The 21,132-nt window shown below is 63.3% G+C and carries 17 protein-coding genes; 10 read left to right on the top strand and 7 right to left on the bottom strand.

Annotation, left to right across the window (positions count from 1 at the left end; all coding sequences use genetic code 11):
* The first annotated feature begins 111 nt into the window (after window positions 1–111).
* From LG30_RS0108990 to LG30_RS0108975, 4 genes are all read left to right on the top strand, one after another.
* Window positions 112–546 (top strand): hypothetical protein, encoded by a 435-nt coding sequence (locus LG30_RS0108990; RefSeq protein WP_033130370.1) that lies wholly within the window; start codon window positions 112–114, stop codon window positions 544–546.
* 331 nt (window positions 547–877) lie between these two features.
* Window positions 878–2,368 carry an efflux RND transporter periplasmic adaptor subunit gene (locus LG30_RS0108985; protein WP_033130369.1) on the top strand — a complete coding sequence of 497 codons (1,491 nt, stop codon included), beginning with the start codon at window positions 878–880 and terminating at the stop codon, window positions 2,366–2,368.
* 73 nt (window positions 2,369–2,441) lie between these two features.
* Window positions 2,442–5,561, top strand: coding sequence for an efflux RND transporter permease subunit (locus tag LG30_RS0108980; protein WP_033130368.1), 3,120 nt, complete (start codon window positions 2,442–2,444; stop codon window positions 5,559–5,561).
* 46 nt (window positions 5,562–5,607) lie between these two features.
* Window positions 5,608–5,964: a copper-binding protein gene (locus tag LG30_RS0108975; RefSeq protein WP_033130367.1), complete on the top strand. Its 357-nt coding sequence runs from the start codon at window positions 5,608–5,610 to the stop codon at window positions 5,962–5,964.
* A 69-nt stretch (window positions 5,965–6,033) separates the two neighbouring features.
* Here LG30_RS0108975 and LG30_RS0108970 read toward each other — a convergent pair whose 3' ends face one another.
* The 4 genes from LG30_RS0108970 to LG30_RS0108955 all read right to left on the bottom strand — a co-directional run bounded on the left by LG30_RS0108970 (window position 6,034) and on the right by LG30_RS0108955 (window position 9,881).
* Window positions 6,034–7,728 carry a pyridoxal phosphate-dependent decarboxylase family protein gene (locus LG30_RS0108970; RefSeq protein WP_033130366.1) on the bottom strand — a complete coding sequence of 565 codons (1,695 nt, stop codon included), beginning with the start codon at window positions 7,726–7,728 and terminating at the stop codon, window positions 6,034–6,036.
* Between the two features lie 177 nt (window positions 7,729–7,905).
* The gene (locus LG30_RS0108965; protein ID WP_033130365.1) at window positions 7,906–8,922 is read right to left on the bottom strand and encodes a lipoate--protein ligase; all 1,017 of its coding nucleotides are present in this window, start codon (window positions 8,920–8,922) and stop codon (window positions 7,906–7,908) included.
* Window positions 8,923–9,021: 99 nt separating this feature from the next.
* Complete coding sequence (locus LG30_RS0108960; RefSeq protein ID WP_033130364.1) at window positions 9,022–9,456, bottom strand: YeeE/YedE family protein; 435 nt, start codon at window positions 9,454–9,456, stop codon at window positions 9,022–9,024.
* Between the two features lie 11 nt (window positions 9,457–9,467).
* Window positions 9,468–9,881 (bottom strand): YeeE/YedE family protein, encoded by a 414-nt coding sequence (locus LG30_RS0108955; RefSeq protein WP_033130363.1) that lies wholly within the window; start codon window positions 9,879–9,881, stop codon window positions 9,468–9,470.
* Window positions 9,882–10,411: 530 nt separating this feature from the next.
* Between LG30_RS0108955 and LG30_RS0108950 the strand changes: the two genes are divergently transcribed.
* Complete coding sequence (locus LG30_RS0108950) at window positions 10,412–10,780, top strand: hypothetical protein (protein WP_033130362.1); 369 nt, start codon at window positions 10,412–10,414, stop codon at window positions 10,778–10,780.
* A gap of 204 nt (window positions 10,781–10,984) precedes the next feature.
* Window positions 10,985–11,713 (top strand): MgtC/SapB family protein, encoded by a 729-nt coding sequence (locus tag LG30_RS0108945; protein ID WP_033130404.1) that lies wholly within the window; start codon window positions 10,985–10,987, stop codon window positions 11,711–11,713.
* 91 nt (window positions 11,714–11,804) lie between these two features.
* Here LG30_RS0108945 and dnaJ read toward each other — a convergent pair whose 3' ends face one another.
* The 3 genes from dnaJ to grpE form a co-directional block, all read right to left on the bottom strand.
* The gene (gene dnaJ / locus LG30_RS0108940) at window positions 11,805–12,947 is read right to left on the bottom strand and encodes a molecular chaperone DnaJ (protein ID WP_033130361.1); all 1,143 of its coding nucleotides are present in this window, start codon (window positions 12,945–12,947) and stop codon (window positions 11,805–11,807) included.
* Between the two features lie 113 nt (window positions 12,948–13,060).
* A complete protein-coding gene (gene dnaK, locus LG30_RS0108935) occupies window positions 13,061–14,977 on the bottom strand; it encodes a molecular chaperone DnaK (RefSeq protein ID WP_033130360.1) in 1,917 nt (638 codons plus the stop codon).
* 299 nt (window positions 14,978–15,276) lie between these two features.
* Entirely contained in the window at window positions 15,277–15,852 is a 576-nt protein-coding gene (gene grpE, locus LG30_RS0108930; RefSeq protein WP_033130359.1) for a nucleotide exchange factor GrpE, read from the bottom strand.
* 488 nt (window positions 15,853–16,340) lie between these two features.
* Between grpE and nadK the strand changes: the two genes are divergently transcribed.
* From nadK to LG30_RS0108910, 4 genes are all read left to right on the top strand, one after another.
* Window positions 16,341–17,225 carry an NAD(+) kinase gene (nadK, locus tag LG30_RS0108925; RefSeq protein WP_033130358.1) on the top strand — a complete coding sequence of 295 codons (885 nt, stop codon included), beginning with the start codon at window positions 16,341–16,343 and terminating at the stop codon, window positions 17,223–17,225.
* A 100-nt stretch (window positions 17,226–17,325) separates the two neighbouring features.
* Window positions 17,326–18,990 carry a DNA repair protein RecN gene (gene recN / locus LG30_RS0108920; RefSeq protein ID WP_033130357.1) on the top strand — a complete coding sequence of 555 codons (1,665 nt, stop codon included), beginning with the start codon at window positions 17,326–17,328 and terminating at the stop codon, window positions 18,988–18,990.
* Between the two features lie 278 nt (window positions 18,991–19,268).
* Entirely contained in the window at window positions 19,269–20,150 is an 882-nt protein-coding gene (locus LG30_RS0108915; protein WP_033130356.1) for a DHHA2 domain-containing protein, read from the top strand.
* Between the two features lie 311 nt (window positions 20,151–20,461).
* The gene (locus LG30_RS0108910) at window positions 20,462–20,902 is read left to right on the top strand and encodes a universal stress protein (RefSeq protein ID WP_033130355.1); all 441 of its coding nucleotides are present in this window, start codon (window positions 20,462–20,464) and stop codon (window positions 20,900–20,902) included.
* Window positions 20,903–21,132: the final 230 nt, after the last annotated feature.

Genomic DNA, 21,132 nt, shown 5'->3' with positions numbered 1-21,132 from the left:
GTGACGGCCGCGCCATTCCTGTCACCGGTTTCCCATCTGATGACGTCATGCCTTGACCTTCTCCTTTCGGTAAGGTTTAAATTCACCCTATTCATCACAGGGAAAATATCCATGTTGTCCTCGAGACTGCCCACAGAGCTCATCGCCCGGCTGTTGCTGGCGCTGGTGCTCGTCTGCAATCTCACCCTCTGCGTCAGTTGGCATGGAGTGACGAATGCCACCCCGACCAACCTGGTGATGAACACAGACGCAGAGATGCCTGCCATGCAGGGGCTCGCCTGCCATGGGAGCGATGACGGACAAGCTGGCGCGACCCTGAGCCAGGGGGATTGCCAGATGCACGGCGGCCTCACCTCCCCCGGCGGCAGTGGCCTGCTCTTGCTGGCGGCGCTGCTGACCCTGCTGGTCCTCCCCCTGTTGCTGCAACCCCGCACCCTCACCGCCGTACTGGATCACTGGTTACGGGATCCGCTCCTGCGCCTGCGTGGCACTCACCCCCCTTCCTGGCCCAGACGGCATCTGATGCTCTCTGTGCTACGCCATTAGATAGACCTTCTCCTGCGCGCCCGTTGCAAGCCTTGTCTTGCACGGGATCCCGCGCCTTGCCTGATCTTGCCCCGATTGGCCATGCCCCGAGGGCGCAAGGTGCCGTGCGTCTGCTGACTCGTCAGTGACGCCCCGTTTGCCGCCAAGCCTGTCGTTCAGGTCGCCGTGACCGGTGCCAACCCCATGAGGGCTGCGCCATCTCACAGACTCCCTCAGCGCTCGCGGCCTGACAGAAGAGAAGATGTACCATGTCACCAGCCAACTTTGTCGCCTCCCCGGGCGCCCCGTCCTCCTGCACTTTCTGCATGCAGATCCGCGCCGGAGGCCTGTTATGAACAAGAGCCTGCTGATGTCCGCCCTGCTGCTCGCCCTCGGCGCCGGTGGCGGCTACTGGGCCGCCAGCCAGACCGCCGGCAGTGGGCCTGAGGCGAAGGCCCCACTCTACTGGGTCAACCCCATGGATCCGCGTGACAGGCGCGACGCCCCCGCCAAGGACAACATGGGGATGGACTTCATCCCCGTCTATGAGGAGCAGAAGAGCGGCTCCCCCGGCACCGTCACCATCAGCCCCGAGATCCAGCAGAACCTGGGGGTACGGCTCGCCAAGGTAGAGCGCCTGCCCCTCCACCAGCAGATCGAGACGGTCGGCTACGTGGGCTACGACGAGGAGCGGCTGGAGGCCATCAATGCCCGCATGGCGGGCTGGATCCGCACCCTGGCCATCAAGAACGAGGGCCAGCGCATCGCCAAGGGCAGCTTCATCTACGATCTCTACGCGCCGGATCTGGTCAACGCCCAGCACGAATACCTGCTGGCGCTCAACACTGCCAACCCGCTGCTGCTGCGCGCCGCCGAGGGCAAGCTCAAGTCCCTGCAGGTACCGGCGGATCAGATAGCCTCCCTCAAGCGCACCCGCCAGGTGAGCGAGACGGTGCGCATCTATGCCCCCAGCAGCGGCTATGTCTCCGATCTCAAGGTGCGCGAGGGCCAGTACGTGGAGCCCGCCGCCGCCCTGTTCAACATCAGCACCCTGCAGCAGGTGTGGGTCAGCGCCGAAGTGTTCGAGCGCCAGGCCGGCCAGCTGAAGGTGGGCGACCCTGTCACCATGACCCTGGATTACGCCCCCGGCCGGCGCTGGCAGGGCAAGGTGGATTACCTCTACCCCACCCTGGACGCCGCCACCCGCACCCTCAAGGTGCGACTGCGCTTCGACAACCCGGACGAGTTTTTGAAACCCAACATGTTCGCCAAGGTGAGCATTCGCAGCGGCAAGGGCGAGCCCCAGATGGTGGTACCGAGTGAGGCGGTGATCCGCACCGGCAGTCAGAACCGGCTGGTGCTGGCACTGGGGGATGGCGGCTTCAAGTCGGTGGCGGTCACCCTGGGCGCCCAGTTCGGTGACAGGGTCGCCATCCTCGACGGGGTCGAGCCGGGGGACAACATAGTCAGCTCGGCCCAGTTCCTGCTCGACTCCGAGTCCAGCATCGACTCCGACTTCCAACGCATGACGGCAGTGCGGCCGCAGCAGATCTGGACCCAGGGGGAGATCCAGTCGCTGGATCTGGCGAGCCGCACCCTGACCGTCGCCCACCAGCCGATCCCCGAGTGGCAGTGGCCCGCCATGGAGATGGACTTCGCCGTGGCAGATGGCGTCGACATGAGCAAGCTCGTCCAGGGGCAGCGCCTGCACCTGCAGGTCGAGCAGCAGGGGGATGAGTACCGCATCGTCAACATCCATGTCGAGGATGCCCCTGCCAAGGATGAGATAAAGGGCATGGACGGCATGGACCACAGCCAGCACCAGATGGGGGACAAGCCATGATCCCGTCCATCATCTGCCGCTTTGCCGGCAACCGAGTCCTGCTGCCTGCGCGCCAAGCGAGAGGAGTCAAGCCATGATCCCATCTGTCATCCGCTGGTCCGTCGGCAACCGCTTCCTGGTGTTGCTGCTCACCCTCATGCTGACCGCCTGGGGGCTCTGGTCGGTCAAGCAGACCCCGGTCGATGCCCTGCCGGACCTCTCCGACGTGCAGGTGATCATCAAGACGGCCTACCCGGGCCAGGCGCCCCAGGTGGTGGAGGATCAGGTCACCTACCCGCTCACCACCGCCATGCTGGCGGTGCCGGGCGCCACTACGGTGCGCGGCTACTCCTTCTTCGGCGACTCCTTCGTCTATGTGCTGTTTGACGACAGCACCGATCTCTACTGGGCCCGCGCCCGGGTGCTGGAGTACCTGAGCCAGGTGGCCCCGAGCCTGCCCGGCTCGGCGCAGCCCCAGCTCGGCCCCGACGCCACCGGGGTGGGCTGGGTCTACCAATACGCCCTGGTGGACAGGAGCGGCAAACACGATCTGAGCGAACTCACCTCCCTGCAGAACTGGTTCCTGAAATACGAGCTGCAGACGGTGAACGGGGTCTCAGAGGTGGCGACCGTGGGCGGCATGGTGCGCCAGTACCAGGTGCGGGTCGATCCGGACAAGCTGCGCGCCTACGGCATCCCGCTCTCCCTCATCCAGACCGCCATCGAGCAGGGCAACCAGGAGACAGGCGCCTCCGTCATCGAGATGGCGGAAGCCGAGTATATGGTGCGCTCCAACGGCTATCTGAAGAGCGTCGAAGATCTCAAGCAGATACCCCTCGGCACCCAGGTGCGGGGCGCCCCCCTGCTGCTGGGAGACGTGGCGGATGTGGTCACCGGCCCCCAGAGCCGGCGCGGCGTCGCCGAGCTCAACGGCGAGGGCGAGGTGGTGGGCGGCATCATCGTCATGCGTTTCGGCGAGAACGCCCAGCGCACCATAGACGGGGTCAAGACGCGGCTGCGCGATCTCAAGAGCAGCCTGCCGGAGGGGGTGGAGGTGGTCACCGTCTACGACCGCTCCGATCTCATCCAGCGCGCCATCGACAACCTCTCCGGCAAGCTCATCGAGGAGTTCGCGGTGGTGGTGCTGGTCTGTCTGGCCTTCCTGTTCCACCTGAGATCCTCGCTGGTGGTGGTCATCACCCTGCCCATCGCGATTCTGGTGGCCTTCATCGTCATGCACCTGCAGGGGATCAACGCCAACATCATGTCCCTTGGCGGCATCGCCATCGCCATCGGCGCCATGGTGGATGGCGCCATAGTGATGATAGAGAACGTCCACAAGCATATGGAGCGCACCGAACTCACCGACAAGAACCGCTGGCAGGTGATCGTCGAGGCGAGCATAGAGGTGGGGCCCGCCATCTTCTTCTCCCTGCTCATCATCACCATGAGCTTCCTGCCGGTGTTCGCGCTGGAGGCGCAGGAGGGGCGTATGTTCCATCCCCTCGCCTACACCAAGACCTACGCCATGGCGGCGGCGGCCGGGCTCTCCATCACGCTCGTTCCGGTGATCATGGGTTACTTCATTCGCGGCAAGGTGCTGGCGGAACAGGCCAACCCCCTCAACCGTGGCTTAAGTCAGGGCTATATCCCGCTGCTCAACGCCGTGCTGGCCCGCCCCAAGACCACCTTGCTGCTGGCGCTGACGGTGACCGTCATCGGCTTCTGGCCACTCAGATATCTGGGCTCCGAGTTCATACCGCCGTTCGATGAGGGGGACATCATGTACATGCCCACCACCGCGGCCAACATCTCGGTGGGCAAGGCCAGGGAAATACTGCAACAGACCGACAAGCTGATCCGCACCGTGCCCGAGGTGCAGAACGTGTTCGGCAAGGCGGGGCGCGCCGACAGCGCCACCGACCCTGCCGATCTGGTGATGATGGAGACCAGCATCCAGCTTAAAGATCGCGAGCAGTGGCGCCCCGGCATGACCCCGGAGAAGCTGAAGGAGGAGCTCGACTCCCTCATCCAGTTCCCCGGCCTCACCAACGCCTGGGTGCCCCCCATCAAGACCCGCATCGACATGCTGGCCACCGGCATCAAGACCCCGGTCGGCATCAAGATAGCCGGGCCGGATCTCAAAGTGATCCAGCGACTCGGCCAGCAGCTCGAGCAGATCGTCGGCAAGGTGGAGGGGGCGGCCTCGGTCTACGCCGAGCGGGTGGCCGGTGGCCGCTACGTCAAGGTGGACATAGACAGGCTCAAGGCGGCCCGCTATGGCCTCAACATCGCCGACGTGCAGGCGGTGCTGGCCACCGCCGTCGGTGGCATGGACGTGGGTCAGACCATCGAGGGGCGCGAGCGCTACCCCATCAACCTGCGCTATCCCCAGAGCTACCGCGACTCGGTAGGCAGCCTGGAGCTGCTGCCCCTGGTGACCCCCAAGGGGGAGCGGATCGCCCTGGCGGACGTGGCCAAGGTCTACATCAGCGACGAGGCCCCCATGCTGCGCAGCGAGAACGCGCGCCTGAACGGCTGGGTCTACGTGGATATCCGCGAGCGGGACATCGGCTCCTTCGTGGCCGATGCCAAGGCCCAGGTGGACAAGCAGCTGGTGCTGCCGGCGGGCTACGCCCTCACCTGGTCCGGTCAGTACGAGTACATGGAGCGGGCCAAGGCGCGCCTCGCCTACGTGGTGCCGCTTACCCTCGCCATCATAGTGCTGCTGCTCTATCTGGCGTTCCGCCGCATGCAGGAGGTGCTGCTGATCCTCACCACACTGCCGCTCGCCGTAGTCGGCGGTATCTGGACCGTCTGGCTGCTGGACTTCAACCTCTCGGTGGCGGTGGGGGTGGGTTTCATCGCCCTGGCCGGGGTGGCGGTGGAGACCGGCGTACTGATGCTGGTCTACCTCAACCACGCCTGGGACGATCTGGTGGCCCGTGGCAAACCCGACTTGCGCGGCCTGCATCAGGCCGTCATCCAGGGCGCCGCCCTGCGGCTGCGCCCCAAGATGATGACGGTGGTCACCATCATCGCCGGCTTGCTGCCCATCATGTGGAGCCACGGCACCGGCTCCGAGGTGATGCAGCGCATCGCCGCGCCCATGATAGGCGGCATGGTGACGGCCCTGGTGCTGACCCTGCTGGTGCTGCCCGCGGCCTTCTATCTGTGGCGCCGCCGTGGCCTGGCGCCCGAGCAGGCCGAATGATCCGAATTCACCACCGACTCTGCATAAACGACTCAAGGAAAACACCATGAACTACAAGACGCTGACCCTGACCCTGCTGCTTGGCCTCGCCTCTCTCCAGGCCCGGGCCGAGATGACCATGAACCACGAGGGGCACGACATGTCCCAGATGGAGGGGATGGAGATGAAACCGACAGAGGAGATCGTGATGACCAAGGGGGTCATCAGCCGCATCGACGAGGCGAACCAGAAGGTCGGGATCAAGCACGAGGCCATCGCCAACCTCAAGATGCCCCCCATGACCATGGTGTTCGTGCTGGCCGACCCGGCCCTGCTCAAGGGCCTGCAGGTGGGGGATGCGGTCGGCTTCCACGCCGAGAACCCGGCTGGCAAGCTGACCATCACCCGGCTGCAGAAGCAGTAAGCCGCGCACCGGACAAGAAGACGGCGGGCACTGGGCCCGCCGTTTCTTTATCTGCTCTCTCGGCCGGATTCAGCCGCGAATATGGTCGATAAAGGCGTCGATCTGCTCGCGGCCGCAGGCCGGGTTCATGAACACCGCCTTCTCGCCAGCGATGTAGGAGTACTTGCCGCGCTCGTCGTACTCGGAATGCGCCACCGCCTCCACCCAGTTGGTGAAGAGCCCGACCTTGCCGCGATGTTTGAACAGGCTGCGGTGATAGTCGGTGTTGCGTTGCAGCCGCGCCTTGTAGGCGGGATCGGCGCTGCGGGCCAGCTCGAAGGCGAACTCGGCCTCGGGATCGCTCACCCACTCGGGGTTGTAGATCTTGAAGCCCACGCTCGGCCCCTGGTTCTCCTGGGCCACCAGCTTGACGTTGCCAAGCTGGCTCAGGCGGAAGCGGAAGTAGTTGGCATTCTGCAGGCAGTGGGCCAGCACGGTACGATAGCCCTCCACCCCCATGTAGTTGAGCGCCGCATAGGCGCCGAACAGGCCGCTCGCCCCGCGGGAACACTCGATGGTGGACTGCAGGTGGGTCTGGCCCTGGATGTCCCGCTCGAAGTAGGAGAAGTTCTCCGGATCGTTCTCCATCGCCTTGAGATCGTCCTGCTCCTTGATCATCACCAGGCTGGAGGTGTAGGGCACATAGCCCCACTTCTGGAAGTCGACGGTGAAGGAGTCGGCGTATTTGAGCTCGGCGAAGCGCGCCACGTTGCGCTCAATTCCCGCCAGGGTGGCGGCGTTGATGGCGAGCGGGTTGACGGCGAAGTCGTAATCCAGGAAGAAGATCATCGACCAGCCGATGGCGGCATCCACGTGGATGTGGGGCTTGACCGCCACCTCGAAGCGCTCGCACAGGCGATCCCGCAGCGCCACCACGGGTTTCACCTGATCCACCCCGAAGGTGTCTGTGGTGCCCATGGTGAGCATGATGGTGGGCACCACGTGTTTGAGGGCGAAGCAGGCGGTCAGGGTGCGCTCGAGATCCACCAGATCGATGTCGTTGTTCTCGCCGACCTGGATGCGGATGGTCTTGTGCTCTATGTCCACCCCGAGCAGGGAGAGGTTGGTGATGTTGGAGTAGTGGCCTCCCTGGGAGTTGATGATGCGGTAGTCCTGATAGTGGCCGAGCCCCTTGTGCTTGGCCTCGGGCAGGCTCTTGCGGATGCCGAGCAGGTAGCCGTAGAGGTTACAGAAGGTCCCCCCCTGGGTGAAGATGCCGGTGGCGCGGGCCGGATCGTAGCCCGCCAGCAGGGCTATCTGGCGCACCACCTTCTTCTCCAGCTCCTCGGCCACCCCGGCATACTCGGAGTAGACCAGGTTGGGGTTGGCCAGGATGCCGAGCTGGGCGCCGTAGATGGCGGGATCCGCCGACATGGTGATGACGTTCTCGACGCTGGAGGGGTTCTCCCAGTCCTTGGAGAGGGCGCCGGCAAACAGCAGCTCGGCCATGGGCTCGCCCGGGGCACGCATGGCCTGGGGCACCGGCATGGTCTCGCACAGATCCGCGAGCCGGGCCCGGCCATCGGGCCAGGCGTTCAGCCGCGCGTCCGGGGCCAGGCCACGGGCACGAAACTCGTTGAGGGTGGCGAAACCGGGTTCGCGGAACACCGGCCAGAGCTCGGGATTGCGGGAGAAGTAGTGGGCTTTGACGGTGGCGAAACGACGTTCGAATGCGGGGGAGACGGCGTTGACGCCGTCATCTTTCAGATAAACCAGATCGCTCATTTTTAGACCATTAGTACTGCAAAGGTGCCCCGTTTATACCTCTGGGGCCGCGCTTGAGACAGCGACAATATCTAATGGCCTGCCCTACTTTTTATCATGGCAGCGGCAGGCCAAGGGCTGGCGGCGAGCCGCCCCTGGCCGGTCCGATGCCGTTTCGTGATCCGGGTCATGCCCGCTTCAGCGCAGCGCCGCCACCAGCCAGGCCTCGAGCTCCGCCAGCTCGCCCGCCTGGGCAGGAAACGCTAGCCCCAACTGGCGCAACAGGGCCGCGACGGCCTCGGGTCGATAGGCAGTGCCCGGCAGCCGCTCGGCCAGCGCATCCAGCGGCGCCGGATCCAGGCTGTCGCTGAAGATCTGCACCCGGCCGATGAGCCCCTTCTCCACGTCGAAGTGCAGCTCGACCCCGCCCCAGCCGAAACGTTCATTCAGCTGGTGACTGAAGGCGGGCGCGTGGCCGAAGTTCCACTCCCAGCTGCGCTGACGGGCGAAGGTCTCGGCGAAGCCGGGTAAGTCCGGCAGCTGTTCGGGGGAGATGTGCTCAGGGGCGACCCGGGCACCATGATGCGCAAAGAAGGCATCTGTCAGCGCCTGGACGACCCGCTCATGATCGACGCCGGGCAGCAGATCGCAGAGGTTGGCGACCCGGCTGCGCACCGAGGTGATCCCCTTGGCCGCCAGCTTCTTGGGATCCGGGTTCAGGTAGTTCGCGAGTCGGCTCAAGTCAGCGTCCAGCAGCAGGGTGCCGTGATGAAAACCGCGATCATGGGTCTCTCTATAGGCCGAGCCCGAGACCTTGCGATCCCCGTCCGGGGTCGCCACCAGCAGATCGTTGCGACCGGAGGCGAAAGCCTCCACCCCGAGCTGTTTCAGGGCTGACAACACGATGGCGGTGGAGAGGCTCTTGTCATAGCCGGGCTTGCCGGCCATGAAGGTGAAGCAGCTGTTGCCAAGGTCGTGAAACACGGCCCCGCCCCCGCTGCTGCGGCGGGCCAGGGTCACCCCATCCTCCTCCATCCGGCGGGTGTTGCACTCCTTCCAGGGGTTCTGGGCGCGGCCGATCACCACGGTATTGGCGTTGCGCCACAGGAACAGCACCCGCTGGGCGGGATCCATCTGGCGGAAGATGCACTCCTCCACCGCCAGGTTGAACAGGGGATCGTGAGAATCTGAGATAAGCAGGCGCAGGGGCAGCATGGGCAAGCCTTGTCAAAACAACGGGGCTCCGATGTTACCACCTTCAGCCTCGGGAGGGAGCCGTCGCGCCTGCCAGCGGCGCGATAGGCCCGGGTGACATCAGGGCTGGTTGCGCTGCTGCAGCCAGGGCAGCGTTCGATCGATGAGCAGGACGCCGGCCACCATGGCGGCCACGAACAGCCCTATCATGGGCTGGCCGCTGACGAGCAGGCTCAACGCCGGGCCCGGGCAGATCCCGGCCATGCCCCAGCCGATGCCAAACAGCGCCGAGCCGCCGAGGAGACGCGCATCCAGCACGGGTGCGGGCAGGGCGCAGATGGCGTCACCCAGCAAGCCGTGGCTGCGGGGTTTGACCAGCAGGAAGTAGCCTGGCATGAACACCAGCAGGGCCCCGCCCATCACGAATGCCAGGCTGGGGTCCCAGGCCCCCGCCACGTCGAGAAAGCCCAGGATCCTGGCCGGATCCACCATGCCGGAGAGAGCGAGGCCGAGCCCGAACAGCAGGCCGGACAACAGACTGATCAGCAGTTTCATCCCGGAGCTCCTTACAGCAGATGGTGACTGACGAACACGGTGAGCGCACCGGTGGCCATGAAGGTGAGGGTGGCGGCGAGGGAGCGACGGGACAGCCTCCCCACCCCGCAGATACCGTGACCGCTGGTGCAGCCATTGCCGAGGCGGGTGCCCATCCCGACCAGCAGCCCGGCCAGCAGCACCAGCGGCCAGGCCGGCAGCGTCGCGAAGCTCGGCATCGGGACCCACGCCAGGCGAAACGCCAGCAGCGCCCCGCCGCCCAGCCCAAGCAGGAACAGCCAGCGCCAGGCATCCGTCTGCTGCAGGGCGCCAGCCAGGATGCCGCTGATGCCGGCCACCTTGGCATTGAACAGCAACAGTATCAGGGCGGCGGATCCGATCAACATGCCGCCCCCCAAGGCAAACAGCCATTGGCTCTCAAACATAGGCACTCCTGGTAACGGGCTCAGCCTGCTGGCAGGCGGGCCCCGTGGCTTGGCCCGCCCACTGCGACGGCGGGGATTATTAATAAATTAGTGATTGCTAATGTTTGGTCATTCTACGATCCGAGAAAACATTAGCAACCGCTAATTTATAGCCGCTGCCGGCGGCAGGCGCACCCTGCCGTGGTGGCGTCGCCCTTGAGGGTGCCGGGTCGGTGAACTTGTTTCCGAATGTTGCCGCGTTAGGAGAGGGCTTTACCTCGGCGCCGCGGATGGGTACCATCTGGCCGTCCATCAACAGCGGAGACCATCAGTGGGCAATTCATCAAGTGACAGTGACAGGCCGACCCTGATCGTCGGCACCCAGGTCGCGAGATAGCCGCAGCGTTGCCTCTGCCGCCCTCTCGCAAACCTGCGAGAAGCGGAAATCCACTCCCCTCTTCTCTCGTTTTACACTTGACGTCAGGTGAGCTCCTGCCCATGTTGGCGGCCACCTTGCCTGCATAGTTTCTGCTTCCCACAAGGAGGCTGCTATGCGCTTTGTTTCGACATTATTGACCTCAACCCAGACCCGTCCACTGCTGAGCAGGCTGGGCCTGTTGCCACGCTGGCCGCGCGGCAAGCAGCGCCAGCACCACTACCGGCTGCAGATCCGTTGTCAGGATCGCGCCGACATGGAGCTGGTGCTGGGCATGGTGGCCCACAGCCTGCAACCGGCCGGGCTGCGCCCCATGCAGTCGCTGCGGCCGGGCCGCGGCGATGGCCGGGAGCTGGTGCTCAACCTGAGCTGCACCCCTTCCCAGCGCCGTTACCTGGTGCAGTTCGTCCATCAGGTCGGGGTCGCTCACCCCGTTCGTTGGGAGCTGCACCCGCGGCGGGGTGACGAGCCCCGGCTCAATTAAATGAAAAAGGGGCCAACTTGGTTGGCCCCGTTCAATCACACTTTAGTGCCCGCCCGCCGACGGTCTGAGAACGCGGGCCGGCTCGGCCTGTGCGCCCGCTTTCCATCATCATGATGGCCTTCACCGCTCAGACGCCATTTATCGGGGCATCCGACGGCCCCCTCATCCATGCCGAAGGCCATCTTCAACCAGAAGGAGTACGCCATGAGAATGTGGCAACAACTAGACATGATTTCCCTGCTCGACACCCTGGCCAGCCTGCTGCTGGCCTTCGTGCTGGGCAGCCTGGTCGGGCTGGAGCGCCAGTACCGCCAGCGTACCGCCGGCCTGCGCACCAACGTGCTGGTCGCCGTGGGGGCGGCCCTGTTCGTCAGCCTGGCCCAGCGCATCTATGACCTGCACGGCGGCAACTACAACGTGGTCCACGTGGTGGCCTACATCGTCTCCGGCATCGGCTTTCTCGGTGCCGGCGTCATCATGCGCGAGTCCGGCAACATTCGCGGCATCAACACCGCCGCCACCCTGTGGGGCGTGGCCGCGGTCGGGGCCGCCTGCGGTGCCGGGCTGGCCATGGAGGCTGTGCTTGGCGCCCTGTTCGTGCTGGCCGCCAACACCCTGCTGCGGCCGCTGGTCAATCAGATCAATCGCCGGCCGGTGGACAACACCGACACCGAGGTGACCTATCGCGTCACCGCCCTCATCCGGCGCGAGCACCAGAAGGAGGTACTGCCCTGGCTGGAGAAGATGCTGGATCAGGCCAACTACCCCCTGAGCGAGCTGGATATCGAGCCCTTCGGGGAGCAGGATCTGGAGATCTCGGCGGTGCTGCTGGCCACCTCCATCGACGGCGTCGAGCTGGATGCCCTGATGCAGACGCTCGGGCAGCACCCCTGCATCCGGCAGATCTTCTGGCGCACCAGCATCACGGATTGATAGCTGGGAGCGAGTCAGGGGCACCGGGGGGGCGCCCCGCAGACAAAAAGAAAGCCGGCACAGAGGCCGGCTTGCATCACGCTTGCGGTGATTACTTGGTCAGGTCATCGAAGAAGCGTTTCACCCCTTCGAAGAAGCCTTCCGATTTTGGCTTGTGGGTCTTGGCGGCGGCACCGCTGAACGACTCGTCCAGCTGACGCAGCAGCTCTCGCTGGGTCTCGGTCAGCTTGACCGGGGTCTCGATCACCACCTTGCACATCAGATCGCCGACCTGGCCGGAGCGCACGGACTTGACGCCCTTGCCACGCAGACGGAACAGCTTGCCGGTCTGGGTTTCCGCCGTGACCTTGAGCTTGACCCGACCATCCAGGGTCGGCACCTCGATCTCGCCACCGAGCGCCGCCGTGGTGAAGCTGATGGGCACTTCGCAGTAGAGATCGTTGCCGTCACGCACGAAGATCTCATGCTCCTTGACGTGTACCTGTACGTACAGATCCCCTGCCGAGGCCCCCGCCTCCCCCGCTTCCCCTTCACCGGAGAGACGGATGCGGTCGCCGGTATCGACCCCGGCCGGGATCTTGACCGACAGGGTCTTGGTCTTCTGGTAGCGACCCTCACCGTGACACTTGCGGCACGGATCCTTGATGATCTTGCCACGACCGTGGCAGTGCGGGCAGGCCTGCTGCACCGCGAAGAAGCCCTGGCGCATCTGCACCTGACCCGCACCGTGGCAGGTCGGACAGGTATGGGCCTGACTGCCGGTGTGGGCACCCGAGCCGTTACAGACCTCGCAGTGGACCTGAGTCGGTATCTTGATCTCCTTGGAGACCCCGCGTACCGCCTCTTCCAGGGTCAGCTCCATGTTGTAGCGCAGGTCGGAGCCACGGGCCGGGCCACGCCGGCCACCGCCACTGCGGCCACCGAAGATGTCACCAAAGATATCGCCGAATGCATCACCGAAGTCCGCGCCGCCGCCAAAGCCGCCGTGACCACCGCCCCCCTGGCTTTGATCCACCCCGGCATGACCGTACTGGTCATAGCGGGCGCGCAGGTTCTCGTCGGTCAGCACCTCGTAGGCTTCCTTGACCTCTTTGAACTTCTCTTCGGATGCGGCATCACCCTGGTTGCGATCCGGGTGATACTTCATCGCCAGACGCTTGTACGCCTTCTTGATCTCGCGCTCATCGGCACCTTTCGACACCCCGAGCACTTCATAGAAATCGCGCTTCGACATACTCATCCTGTTGCTACTTAAACAGTTATGCAGACGGGCGTTGGTCACCCAACGCCCGCAAATTCAGTGACTAAGCCAATGGGCAGAGCGAACTCTGCCCAGCTGGGTATGGCTTATTTCTTGTCGTCTTTCACTTCTTCGAACTCGGCGTCGACCACGTCGTCTTCGGCCTTGGCAGAAGAAGTCTGACCGGCATCGGCACCAGCGCCCTGTGACTGCTGCTGGGCAAGCTCCATCAGCTTCTGGGACGCTTCCAGCAAAGCCTGTTGCTTGGCTTCGATGGCCGCCTTGTCGTCACCCTTGATGACGGCTTCCAGCTCGCTCAGTGCGGTTTCGATCTTGGTCTTCTCGTCGGCGGGCAGGGCGTCACCGGCTTCGGTGATCTGCTTGCGGACCGAGTGGACCAGACCGTCAGCCTGGTTGCGGGTCTGCACCAGCTCCTCGAACTTCTTGTCTTCGGCCGCGTTGGCTTCCGCCTCGCGTACCATGCGTTCGATCTCCTCGTCGGACAGACCGGAAGAAGCCTGGATGGTGATCTTCTGCTCCTTGTTGGTCTCCTTGTCCTTGGCGGAGACGTGCAGGATGCCGTTGGCATCGATATCGAAGGTCACTTCGATCTGCGGCAGACCGCGCTGTGCCGGACGGATGCCTTCCAGGTTGAACTGGCCCAGAGACTTGTTGTCGCTGGCGCGCTTGCGCTCACCCTGCAGCACGTGAATGGTCACGGCAGACTGGTTGTCTTCGGCAGTGGAGAACACCTGGGACTTCTTGGTCGGAATGGTGGTGTTCTTCTCGATCAGCGCAGTCATCACGCTACCCATGGTTTCGATACCCAGGGAGAGCGGAGTCACATCCAGCAGCAGCACGTCGGTCTTCTCACCAGACAGGACCGCGCCCTGAATGGCAGCACCCATGGCCACGGCTTCGTCCGGGTTGACGTCTTTGCGCGGCTCTTTGCCGAAGAAGTCAGCCACGGTCTTCTGCACCAGCGGCATACGGGTCTGACCACCCACTAGGATGACGTCGTCGATCTCGCCGACTGCCAGACCGGAGTCTTTCAGGGCGACACGGACCGGCTCCAGGGAGTCTTTCACCATGTCTTCCACCAGGGATTCCAGCTTGGCGCGGGTCACCTTGATGTTCATGTGCTTGGGACCGGTGGCATCTGCAGTGATGTACGGCAGGTTCACGTCGGTCTGCTGCGCGGAAGAGAGCTCGATCTTGGCTTTCTCGGCGGCATCTTTCAGACGCTGCAGGGCCAGCTGGTCGTTGCGCAGGTCGATGCCCTGCTCACGCTTGAACTCGTCAACCAGATAGTTGATGACACGGTTGTCGAAGTCTTCACCACCTAGGTGGGTGTTACCGTTGGTCGCCAGTACTTCGAAGGTGGTTTCCCCTTCGACTTCGTCGATCTCGATGATGGAGATGTCGAAGGTACCGCCGCCCAGGTCGTATACGGCAACCTTGCGCTCACCCTTGACCTTGTTCACGCCGTAGGCAAAGGCCGCAGCGGTCGGTTCGTTGATGATGCGCTTGACGTCCAGACCGGCGATGCGACCGGCATCCTTGGTGGCCTGACGCTGGGCGTCGTTGAAGTAGGCCGGTACCGTGATGACGGCTTCGGTCACCGGCTCGCCCAGGTAATCCTCGGCGGTCTTCTTCATCTTCTTCAGCACTTCGGCAGAGATCTGCGGCGGTGCCATCTTCTTGCCTTTGACTTCTACCCAGGCGTCACCGTTGTCGGCCTTGGCGATGGCGTACGGCATGATCTTCAGATCGCGCTGCACTTCTTCATCCTCGAAACGACGGCCGATCAGACGCTTGATTGCAAACAGCGTGTTCTTCGGGTTGGTGATGGCCTGACGCTTAGCCGGCTGACCAACCAGGATTTCGCCGTCATCGGCATAGGCAATGATGGACGGAGTAGTACGGTCGCCTTCCGCGTTCTCGATCACGCGAGCATGGTCGCCATCCAGAATAGCAACACAGGAGTTGGTAGTACCCAGGTCAATACCGATGATTTTACCCATTTGACGAATCTCCAAATACTTTGAATAAACTGGCGAGGTGCTCGCCTTAATACGTTAACGGCTAGGTGGGGGCTGCCACTGTGGCTTTCAAGCTCCCGACATCAAATTCTTGCCACTGTGCAGTGCAATAGTCTGTGCCGCCGTGGCCTTGCCACCTATATGGGGCCGCGATGTTGAGCTTCAAGTCCTGCGCATAAAAAACCGTACCAACTTGTCGGTCAGCGGCCACATTTGCACCCACTCGCCGCGGATCCCAATAAAAAGCCCGCCGAGCGGCGGGCTCAATGGGGGGATGCGTCTCAGGCAGGGGCCTTGGAGACCATCACCATGGCCGGACGAATGACCCGACCGTTGAGCTCGTAGCCCTTCTGCATCACGGCGATGACGGTGTTGGGTGCCAGCTCGGCATTCTCGATCATGCTGATGGCCTGATGGGCATTGGGGTCGAACGGCTGGTTCAGGGGATCCAGCGCGACCAGACCGAACTTGCCCACCGAGCTCTGCATGGACTTGAGCGTCAGCTCAACCCCTTCGATCATCGGCTTGAGGGCTTCGTCTTCTTTGTCTGCCAGCTCGATGGCCCGCTCCAGGTTGTCCAGCACCGGCAACAGTTCCCCGGCAAACTTCTCCAGCGCGAACTTGTGTGCCTTCTCCACGTCCTGGGCGACGCGGCGACGCAGGTTTTCCATCTCGGCGGCGGCGCGAATGGCACGCTCTCGCTCGTCGGCAGCGGCCTGCTGGGCAGCTTCCAGCTGGGCTTCCAGCTCGGCAATGCGGGCCTGTTCGGCTGTCACTTCACTGTCTACATCGGTCGGCTCGACTGGCTGGACTTCCACTTGCTCCATCGCTTCAACCTTTTGTTCTTCGTGGTTCATGACATCTCCAATATTCAGGGTTACTTGTTAGGGTCTGTTGACGTTTAGGCGCAAGCCGCGTTGCTGCAACAAATGACGTCAGGCTAGGCGCGAAACGCTGGCAATGGTTGTTCCCTTGGCAAGTTCCGCAACAACGCATGACCTCATTTGCGGCGCAACCCGCAGGGACGGGTCAGTTTTTGCGTGTAACGTCGTTACTCGACGGCTCATTTGGATGACCAAACTTCGCGTCTCGCGCCTAGCTCCGCGCAAAAACTGACTCCGTCGCGGTCGCGACGAAACATCAACAGACCCTATGTTGGCGCTATTATGGGGACGTCGCCCCGGCTTTCAAGGGGAAAAGGGCCCTCTCATGGCCAATGAGGTGAGCCAACCGGCATTTTTGCCGCTTTTCCGGGCCGGATCCGCCCGCCGGGCATGGCAGCAGACAAATCCCCACCAAAGCGCGGTATACTCCCCTCAATACTCAGCCCCAGACCCGATAACCTATGGATTCTCCGTTCAAAACCATCGCCCTGATCGGCAAACCCCATCATGAAGGTGCCAACCAGACCCTCAGCGGCCTCTATCAATACCTGAGCAGCCGCGGCTTTCGGGTGCTGCTCGAGAGCCGGGTCGCCCACACCCTGGGCGTGCTCTGCGATGACGTGATGGATCTGGTGCAGCTCGGGGAGCAGGCGGATCTGGCCATCGTGGTCGGCGGCGACGGCAACATGCTGGGGGCCGCCCGGGTGCTGTCGCGCTTCGATGTGGCGGTGATCGGCGTGAACCGGGGCAATCTCGGCTTCCTGACGGATCTCTCGCCCCAGGACTACCTGCCGCCCCTGGAGCAGGTGCTCTCCGGCCACTTCAAGAGCGAGCATCGCTTCCTGCTGGAGGCCGCCGTCTATCGCCACGGTGAGCGCAAGTCCAGCAACCTGGCGGTGAACGAGGCGGTGCTGCACCCGGGCAAGATAGCCCACATGATCGAGTTCGAGGTCTACATCGATGGCAGCTTCATGTACAGCCAGCGCTCGGACGGCATCATAGTCGCCACCCCCACCGGCTCGACCGCCTATTCCCTGTCGGCGGGGGGCGCCATCCTCACCCCCAAGCTCAATGCCATCACGCTGGTCCCGATGTTTCCGCACACCCTGAGCAGCCGCCCCATAGTGCTGGATGCGGACAGCGAGGTGCGCCTGCTGGTCTCCCCCGACAATCAGGATGACGCCATGCAGGTGAGCTGCGACGGCCAGGTGACCCTGGCGGTGCACCCGGGTGACGAGATCCTCATCAAGAAGAGCAGCCACAAGCTGCATCTGGTCCACCCCCTCGATTACAGCTACTTCCACGTGCTGCGCAACAAGCTCGGCTGGGGCAGCAAGCTGTTTTAAGCCAGTCAGACAGCCTGTGTGAGGCCGACACTTTACTGTATGGAAAACCAGTATATACTGGATGCATACACAGTAATGTTGGCCTATACAGGATGAGACCATGCTGACCCAGCTGACCGTCAACAACTTCGCTATCGTCAAGTTTCTCGAACTCGATCTGCAATCCGGCATGACCTGCATCACGGGTGAAACCGGCGCAGGCAAATCCATTGCCATCGACGCGCTCGGCCTCTGCCTCGGCGAGCGGGCCGAGGCCAGCATGGTGCGACCGGGCAGCGACAAGGCCGAGGTCAGCGCGCGTTTCCTGCTAGATGGCAACCCGGCCGCCCGCGCCTGGCTCACCGCCAACGAGCTGGAAAACGAGGGGGAGTGCATAGTGCGGCGGGTGCTCTCCGCCGAGGGGCGCTCCCGCAGCTACATCAACGGGGTGCCCGTTCCCCTGGTGCAGCTGCGCAGCCTTGGTCAGTTGTTGGTCAACGTCCACGGCCAGCACGCCCACCAGATGCTGCTCAAGCCCGATTATCAACTTGCCCTGCTGGATGGGTACGCCGGCCACCATCTGCTGCTGGACGAGGTGCGCCAGCACTACCAGCAGTGGCGCCAGCTGCAAAACGAGCTCAACCGCCTCAAGGCCGAGCAGCAGCAGCGGGAGGCTCGCCGCCAGCTGATCGAATACCAGGTGCAGGAGCTGGATGAATTCGCCCTGCAACCGGGGGAGTTTGAAACCATCGAGGAGGAGCATCAGCGGCTCGCCAACGGCACCGAGCTGATGCAGGAGTGCGGCCAATGCCTCGATCTGCTCTATGACAACGAGGAGACCACCATCGCCGGCCTGCTGCAGGTGGCGGTGGACAGGGCCGAGACCCTGGTCGCCATGGATGGTCGTCTCGGCAACGTGCTGGGGATGCTCAACGAGGCCCTGATCGGGGTGCAGGAGAGTCACAGCGAGCTGCGCAGCTACCTCGATCTGCTGGAGCTGGATCCCGAGCGCTTCAACGAGCTGGAGGCCCGCCTCTCCAAGGCCATCAATCTGGCCCGCAAACACCATGTCAAACCGGCTGAGCTGGCCCTGCATCATCAGGATCTCGCCAGCGATCTCGCCCGCCTCAACTCGGATGAGGAGCGCCTCGAAGGCATGGAAGACGAGCTGGCCCAGGCCCGCCTGGCCTTCGTGCAGGCGGCAGAGGTGCTCAGCCAGAGCCGCCAGCGCTATGCCGAGGAGCTCGGCGCAAAGGTGACCAGTAGCATGCACGAGCTGGCCATGCCAGATGGCCGCTTCATCATAGAGGTGCGACCGGATGCCCAGAGCAGCCTATCCCCCCTTGGCATAGATAGGGTGGAATTCATGGTGACCACCAACCCGGGTCAGCCGATCCAGCCCCTTGGCAAGGTCGCCTCCGGCGGGGAGCTGTCGCGCATCAGCCTCGCCATCGTGGTGATCAGCGCCCGCAAGGTGTCGACACCGACCCTCATCTTCGATGAGGTGGATGTGGGGATCAGCGGCCCGACCGCGGCCGTGGTCGGCCGTCTGCTGCGCCAGCTCGGCGAATCCACCCAGGTGATGGTGGTCACCCACCTGCCGCAGGTGGCCGGCAAGGGGCACCAGCACATGGTGGTCAGCAAGCATACCGATGGCAAGACCACCGAAACCCAGATGCGGGTCCTCAACCCGGGCGCCCGTCTCAACGAGCTGGCCCGCCTGCTGGGGGGGGATCAGATCACCGACAATACCCTGGCCAACGCGCGCGAGCTGCTGACCTGCTGAGTACCGCACGGGAAGGGGGATATTTCTCCTTCCCACTCACGTTCATCAGAATATTCAACACGCCAAGCGCACCAACAACACAGGTACAACCACAAAACGATTAATCTTCAACATCTCAAGCTACTGCCACGCACTCACTCTGGATTTTCTCCCTCTCCTCCGAGCGGTAGAGTGACGGCTATGGGGCTGCCCCGTGTACACTGTCATCATCAGCCCACCCCTTTTACCCGAGCCCGGCAACGGATCCCCTGCCAGGCCCAGCAACTCAGGAACCGTCCATGCTTCATGTCTTTGGTCACAAGAATCCCGATAGCGACAGCATCTGCACCGCACTGGTCGCCGCCGACTGGCTGAACGGCCAGGGCCGCCCTGCCCAGGCCTTTGCGCTGGGGACGCCCATCGCCGAGACGCGCTTCATTCTGGAAACAGCTGGAGTGGAGGCGCCGCCCGTACTCACCGAGAGCGTGGCCGACAAGCCGGTCTTTCTGGTGGATTTCAGCGAGCTGGAGCAGGGGCCGGAAGGGCTGGCCGATGCCGATGTGCAGGGCCTCATCGATCACCACCGCATCGGTACCCTCATTACCCGCGGCCCGCTCGATGCCTGGGTCAGGGCGGTCGGCTGCAGTGCCACAGTGCTGCTGGAGCTGATGGGTTACGACCAGCTCTCCCGTGCCCAGGCCAGGTTGCTGCTGGGGGCCATCGTCAGCGATACCTTCAACTTCACCTCCCCCACCACCACGGCGCAGGACAGGATCGCGGCCGACCGGCTGCTCCCCATCGCCGAGCTTGCGCTGGCTCCCTTTGCCCAGACCCTGCTGGAGCGTCGCACCCAGATCGGTGATGCCGCCCTGGCCGATCTGCTGGTCTTGGACGAAAAGGAGTACCAGATTGCCGGTCACAAGCTGTTCGTCAGCCAGATCTGCGTGATGAACCCAGCCGAAATCCAGGCGCGTCAAACCGAGCTGGATCAGGCGATGCAAGCTCGCGTGGCGCAAGATGGTCTGGATGGTTATGTGCTGATGCTGACGGACTTGGCCAAGGGAGACAGCCAGCTCCATTTCGCCAGCCAGGGACTCTTGCCGGCAGATCCCGTCCACCTTGCCGGCGCCGTCAGCCGCAAGAAAGAAGGCTTGCCCTGGCTCGCCAGGCATTTCGCCTGATGGCCAGACTGACTCGATCATCGACAGACAACTTGAACCTCCTTCCCTGAGTCCTCATCTCATGTTCGTTCAGGGGGCTCGGGCCACATTTTGAATCCATTTGTGGCCCTGCCCCCCAATCCCTTCATTTTCCATTCAACTCAATCTGTTATGATGATGTAAACGGACCTGATGCGTTCTGGCATCGCCGACAAGAGGTGACGCTGAACGAGTGAGACGGGTTCGTTTGATGGGACTATCCCGCGGGCTCCGGATGGTGAGAGACAAGGGCCTCATCCTCCTTGACCCGCACCTGAGAAGGAGAACTGCTTATGACCCCAACCAATATTGTGCTGTTGCTGGAAGGCAAGGGTTACGAGCAGGAGACGCTGGCCAAGGCGAGTCGGCTGGCGCAAGGAATGGGCTGCGAGCTGACCCTGCTGCACCTGACCCACAGCAGCAAAGTCCGGCGCAACAGCCTGTCGCTGTCACAAGAAGAGCGCAGTGCCCAGGGCACCCTGGATGCCAAAGCCATCATCAGCCAGCTCATCACCCTCCTGCCCCACCCGGTCGATTACCAGTGTCTGGTGGTGGATGATGTGGTGGCAGACTTGAGCCGTTGGCTGGCATCACACCCGACCGAGCTGCTGCTGGTTGGCAGCCGTCACCACTGGATGGAAGGCTCCCTGGCACGCTTGCTCATCTACAAGCTGCCCGTCGATATCCAGATCTGCCACGAACCCTATACCGAACAGCTAAAAGCCGTCGGTTGATGGCGGCCTGAGATAGGGGAGGCCCCGCTCGTTCTGCGGGGGCTCCCCTTGTTCCCTCCGTTCATCTTCCTTTGTTCCCGCACCGCCGCTCTCCTCGCCCCCTGTACGCCTCGCCGCAGCCACCTCTAGTGACAAATTCATCTACATGATTTCTTACACATTGCTCGCTTTTGTTTAGGCCCCGTTTGCTGCAGGATGTTGGCCTCGCGCGCCTTCGCATGTTTCATTCA

This window comes from Aeromonas aquatica, from assembly GCF_000764655.1.
Classification (GTDB): Bacteria; Pseudomonadota; Gammaproteobacteria; order Enterobacterales; family Aeromonadaceae; genus Aeromonas; species Aeromonas aquatica.
Note: the sequence above shows the minus strand (reverse complement) of the source record. Positions and strands in the feature narration are given on the sequence as shown.

Bases quoted from the DNA above. Each gene is read 5' to 3' on its own strand.
- LG30_RS0108990 (WP_033130370.1), top strand. From the start codon at position 112: ATGTTGTCCTCGAGACTGCCCACAGAGCTCATCGCCCGGCTGTTGCTG.
- LG30_RS0108985 (WP_033130369.1), top strand. From the start codon at position 878: ATGAACAAGAGCCTGCTGATGTCCGCCCTGCTGCTCGCCCTCGGCGCC.
- LG30_RS0108980 (WP_033130368.1), top strand. From the start codon at position 2,442: ATGATCCCATCTGTCATCCGCTGGTCCGTCGGCAACCGCTTCCTGGTG.
- LG30_RS0108975 (WP_033130367.1), top strand. From the start codon at position 5,608: ATGAACTACAAGACGCTGACCCTGACCCTGCTGCTTGGCCTCGCCTCT.
- LG30_RS0108970 (WP_033130366.1), bottom strand. From the start codon at position 7,728: ATGAGCGATCTGGTTTATCTGAAAGATGACGGCGTCAACGCCGTCTCC.
- LG30_RS0108965 (WP_033130365.1), bottom strand. From the start codon at position 8,922: ATGCTGCCCCTGCGCCTGCTTATCTCAGATTCTCACGATCCCCTGTTC.
- LG30_RS0108960 (WP_033130364.1), bottom strand. From the start codon at position 9,456: ATGAAACTGCTGATCAGTCTGTTGTCCGGCCTGCTGTTCGGGCTCGGC.
- LG30_RS0108955 (WP_033130363.1), bottom strand. From the start codon at position 9,881: ATGTTTGAGAGCCAATGGCTGTTTGCCTTGGGGGGCGGCATGTTGATC.
- LG30_RS0108950 (WP_033130362.1), top strand. From the start codon at position 10,412: ATGCGCTTTGTTTCGACATTATTGACCTCAACCCAGACCCGTCCACTG.
- LG30_RS0108945 (WP_033130404.1), top strand. From the start codon at position 10,985: ATGAGAATGTGGCAACAACTAGACATGATTTCCCTGCTCGACACCCTG.
- dnaJ (WP_033130361.1), bottom strand. From the start codon at position 12,947: ATGTCGAAGCGCGATTTCTATGAAGTGCTCGGGGTGTCGAAAGGTGCC.
- dnaK (WP_033130360.1), bottom strand. From the start codon at position 14,977: ATGGGTAAAATCATCGGTATTGACCTGGGTACTACCAACTCCTGTGTT.
- grpE (WP_033130359.1), bottom strand. From the start codon at position 15,852: ATGAACCACGAAGAACAAAAGGTTGAAGCGATGGAGCAAGTGGAAGTC.
- nadK (WP_033130358.1), top strand. From the start codon at position 16,341: ATGGATTCTCCGTTCAAAACCATCGCCCTGATCGGCAAACCCCATCAT.
- recN (WP_033130357.1), top strand. From the start codon at position 17,326: ATGCTGACCCAGCTGACCGTCAACAACTTCGCTATCGTCAAGTTTCTC.
- LG30_RS0108915 (WP_033130356.1), top strand. From the start codon at position 19,269: ATGCTTCATGTCTTTGGTCACAAGAATCCCGATAGCGACAGCATCTGC.
- LG30_RS0108910 (WP_033130355.1), top strand. From the start codon at position 20,462: ATGACCCCAACCAATATTGTGCTGTTGCTGGAAGGCAAGGGTTACGAG.